Here is a 4,231-nt window from a genome sequence, read left to right on the forward strand (position 1 = left end):
CTGCCCAATCGATGTCGTCAGGCGCCGCAGTCACCAAACCCAGCGCCAAGGCTGCGTCAGCGTCCAATGCTTTGCCGATGGCGCCGCGAGCAGCTTCCATGGCGGGCACTTCTTCATAAAAGCGACGCTGCAAGCGGGTCTGGTCATTGACCATGGGGAAAAAACCAAAGTTCATTTCAGTCAACTGGATCTTGGGGGCTTGGGCAGGATCGTCAGGCAGCGCCAGCATGTAGGCACGGTCGGCACAAAAAGCCAATTCTGCAAGTGTGCCGACAAAACATGTCCCCTCTTCGACCAAGGCGAACAGGCTGCGCGAAGTCACATCCATGCGGGCCAGGGTGCGGCGCAAGTGCCCAATGGTTTCACGCACAAACCAATGGTCCTTGTGGGCCAGCAGGGTGGCGTCCGAGGCCAGAACAGCGGCAGCGTCACCCGCGGTCTTGATGACCCAGGTGCCAATATCAAGTTCGTTGGTGCGCATGTGCAGGATGGCATCGTCCAGCTCACGCACCATTTGCAGGGGCCACCAGTTCACACCAGCGGCTTGGATGCCGGCGATGTCGGTGGGCTGGGCGGTGCTCGGGGCCTTGACGGTGAAGGTGGCGATGCGCTTGACGCGGTCGATGTCCACAGCCACGTTGGTGTAACTCAGGCTGTCGGCCGCAATGCTGCGGTTCAAAGGGGTCAAGCTCACACCTTTGACGCCAACAGGTCGGTTGCTGCCAGCGGCCAACTGGGTAGCGCGGGCTTGCACGGCTTGTTTGAACACGGCCGGCTTGGCAATGGCATCCACCAGCCGCCAGTCCACGGCTTTTTGACCGCGCACGCCTTCCACGCTGGTGCAAAAAATGTCGGCGAGGTCGTGGCGCACATGGCGCTTGTCGGTCACGCGGGTCAGGCCGCCGGTGCCGGGCAAAACCCCCAGCAAAGGCACTTCAGGCAATGAAACAGCCGAAGAGCGGTCGTCAACCAACACGATTTCATCGCAAGCCAGGGCCAACTCATAGCCACCGCCAGCGCAAGCGCCGTTCAGGGCGGCGACGAATTTGAGGCCGTCGTGCTTGCTGGAATCTTCGATGCCGTTGCGGGTTTCGTTGGTGAACTTGCAGAAGTTCACTTTCCAGCCATGGGTCGAGACACCCAGCATAAAAATGTTGGCACCCGAGCAAAACACACGGTCCTTCAGGCTGGTCACCACGACCGAGCGAACCTCGGGGTGCTCGAAGCGGATGCGCTGCAAGGCGTCGTGCAATTCGATGTCCACACCCAAGTCATAGCTGTTGAGCTTGAGTTTGTAACCAGGGCGGATGCCGGCGTCTTCGTTGATGTTGATCGACAAGGTGGCGACCTCGCCATCAAAGGCCAGGTTGATGTGCTTGTATTCAGCGGGCGTCGTCTGGTAGTTGACCTGAAGGGAAGTGGTCATAGCGATCTCCGTCGGTAAGGGGTGAGTTTGAATTCAGTCAAAATGCATTTCAGTGCATGTTGCGCTGAAGTTTAGTGCATGTTTTACCCAAGCTCAATATGCACTTTAATTCATTTACTAAGTGTTTTCCCTAGTCTTCATGAAACGCCCCTTCGGCTCTAACCTGGCATTTGCAAGTGCTGGCGAACGGAAGTACGCAAAGCTGTGAAAGCCTGGTCTTCGCTGCGTCCACTGGTGTTGATGGCCAGATCGGCTTTTGAATAAAAAGCCGCACGCCCTTCCAGAATGCGCTTGAGGTCTTCCATGGCTTCCCGGCTTGCCGCCATGGGGCGCATGTCGCCTTGCGCAGCAACACGGCCCATGTGATCGGCGGCATCGGCCTGCAGCCATACGGTGGTGCAATGCGAGAGCAACAAGTTGAAGTTGGCCGATTCGGACACCAGTCCGCCGGGCGTGGCCACCACGACTTCGGGGTAAATCTGGATGGCCTCCTCAAGGGCTCGGCGTTCATAACGACGGTAGGCGTTGGCCCCATAGAGGTTGTGGATTTCACTGATCTGGCAACCGGCAAACTGCTCGATTTCGCGGCTCAACTCGATGAAGGGAAAACCCAGATCGTCTGCCAGGCGCTGGCCCAGAGAAGTTTTGCCCGCACCGCGCAAGCCGATCAACGCGATGCGGTTCTTGCGCTCTTGCGCGTTGCCACCTTCGCCAAACAGGTCACTCAGCTGCACCCTGGCGCGGCGCAAGTCAGCTTCGCTGCGCTTGGAGAGCAATTCGCGAATCAACAGCCACTCGGGCGAAGTGGTGGTGACGTCACCCAACAACTCGGCCAGTGAGCACTGCAGCGCATTGGCCACCTGCAACAACACCAGCACCGACACGTTGCCGGTGCCATATTCCAGATTTGCCAGATGACGCTCTGACACATCCGCAGCGACGGCCACGGCACGGCGGGTCATGCCTTTGCGAGAGCGCAAGGTGCGCACACGCTCACCCAAAGCTTCCAGAAAAGGACTGCGTTTTGCTGCTGGCTCGGACGTTTCCATGGATGTGGGTTCAGGAGTTGTCATGCGCGACCTTTGATTACCTCTAGGGAAAACCCTTAAATTTCAAGCAACCCACAACATGCACTTTAATGCATACTTGCAGGCGCGCACAATAGTGCATCAACCCGTGTTTATACCGCCAACTGGACACTTGGAACAGTTTTTTATGCCATGCCCTTGCATATTCATACTGAACCAGGCCTCTTGATTACAAAGAATCGAAAGCCCAGCGCAGGCGCCACCTTGCCGATGTGACCACCAGAGGAAAGCCCCGGATTGCCGGACTCCGCCTTTTAAACAACACTTGCGATACGTCCAAGACCAAGACCCTAAGGAGACAAGACATGCGCCCCGTGAACCCACCCCCAGCCGACTTCAATTTTGCCCAGCACCTGATCACCACCAACGCGCACCGCTCCGGCAAAACCGCGTTGATTGACGATGCGGGCACCCTGACCTATGGCGAGCTGACCGAACAGGTCCGCCGTTTTGCTGGCGGCCTGCAGGCCATGGGGCTCAAGCGCGAAGAGCGCGTGCTGCTCCTCATGCAAGACAGCAGCGACTGGGTGGTGGCCTTTTTGGGCTCACTTTATGCGGGCGTGGTGCCCGTGGCGGTGAACACCCTGCTGACGGCCGACGACTATGCCTTCATGCTGACCAACAGCCGGGCGCAAGCAGCGTTGGTATCGGGCAACCTGCTGCCAATTTTGCAAAATGCGCTGGACATCGTCAAATCCGAAGTGCGCCATCTGGTGGTGTCACGCCCCGACACGGCCTTGTCGCAAGGCCAGTTCCGCATGGCCGACTTTGTGGCGCAAAACCAGCCAGCGCTGCCCGCCATCACGCTGGCCGATGAGCCCGCTTTCTGGCTCTATTCGTCTGGCTCCACCGGCAAGCCCAAAGGCACAGTACACAGCCAGAGCAACCTGTACTGGACGGCTGAGTTGTACGGCAAAGGCGTGTTGGATTTGCGCGAGAGCGACACCGTGTTTTCAGCCGCCAAGCTGTTCTTTGCTTACGGCCTGGGCAACGCCCTCACCTTCCCCTTTAGTGTGGGTGCAACCGTGGTTCTGATGGCCGAGCGCCCTACCCCGCAAGCCACTTTCAAGCGACTGGTGGAGCGCCAGCCCACGGTGTTTTACGGCGCACCCACGGGTTACGGTGGCATGCTGGCCAGCCCAGATTTACCCCCAAAAAGTGCTGTGGCCTTGCGCCTTTGCTCGTCTGCTGGTGAGGCTTTGCCGCGTGACATTGCTGAGCGCTGGTCTGCCCATTTTGGCTGCGAGATCATCGACGGCATCGGCTCGACCGAGATGCTGCACGTCTTTTTGTCCAACCGCCCCGGCGATGTGCGCTACGGCACCACCGGCAAGGCCGTGCCGGGCTACGAGGTGCAACTGCGCAACGAAGACGGCAGCGTGCTCACGGGGCACAACGAGATCGGCGACCTTTACATCCAGGGCCCGAGCAGTGCCCTCATGTATTGGAACAACCGCGACAAAACCCGCGACACCTTCCAGGGCATCTGGACCAAGAGCGGCGACAAGTACACCCGCGACCCCGATGGTTACTACACTTATGCAGGGCGCAACGACGACATGCTGAAAGTCAGCGGCATCTATGTCTCCCCCTTTGAGGTGGAAGCCACGCTGGTGCAGCACCCCGCCATTCTGGAGGCGGCCGTGATCGGCAAAGAGGACGCCGATGGCTTGACCAAGACCAAGGCCTTCATCGTGCTGAAACAAGGCCAAAGTCT

3 protein-coding genes are annotated in these 4,231 nt (G+C 58.8%); 1 reads left to right on the forward strand and 2 read right to left on the reverse strand.

Annotated features, from left to right (window positions below; translation table 11 throughout):
* Both boxC and ACIQ3A_RS14025 read right to left on the reverse strand, forming a co-directional pair.
* Positions 1–1,426, reverse strand: a 1,426-nt coding sequence (gene boxC / locus ACIQ3A_RS14020; protein WP_396432340.1) for a 2,3-epoxybenzoyl-CoA dihydrolase, incomplete at its 3' end; no start/stop codon positions are given.
* Positions 1,427–1,584: 158 nt separating this feature from the next.
* Entirely contained in the window at positions 1,585–2,499 is a 915-nt protein-coding gene (locus ACIQ3A_RS14025; RefSeq protein ID WP_396432341.1) for a helix-turn-helix transcriptional regulator, read from the reverse strand.
* Positions 2,500–2,819: 320 nt separating this feature from the next.
* Here ACIQ3A_RS14025 and ACIQ3A_RS14030 point away from each other — a divergent pair.
* A partial coding sequence (locus tag ACIQ3A_RS14030; protein WP_396432342.1) for a benzoate-CoA ligase family protein occupies positions 2,820–4,231 on the forward strand: 1,412 nt, incomplete at its 3' end.

This window comes from Limnohabitans sp. (assembly GCF_044361985.1).
Taxonomy (GTDB): domain Bacteria; phylum Pseudomonadota; class Gammaproteobacteria; order Burkholderiales; family Burkholderiaceae_C; genus Limnohabitans_A.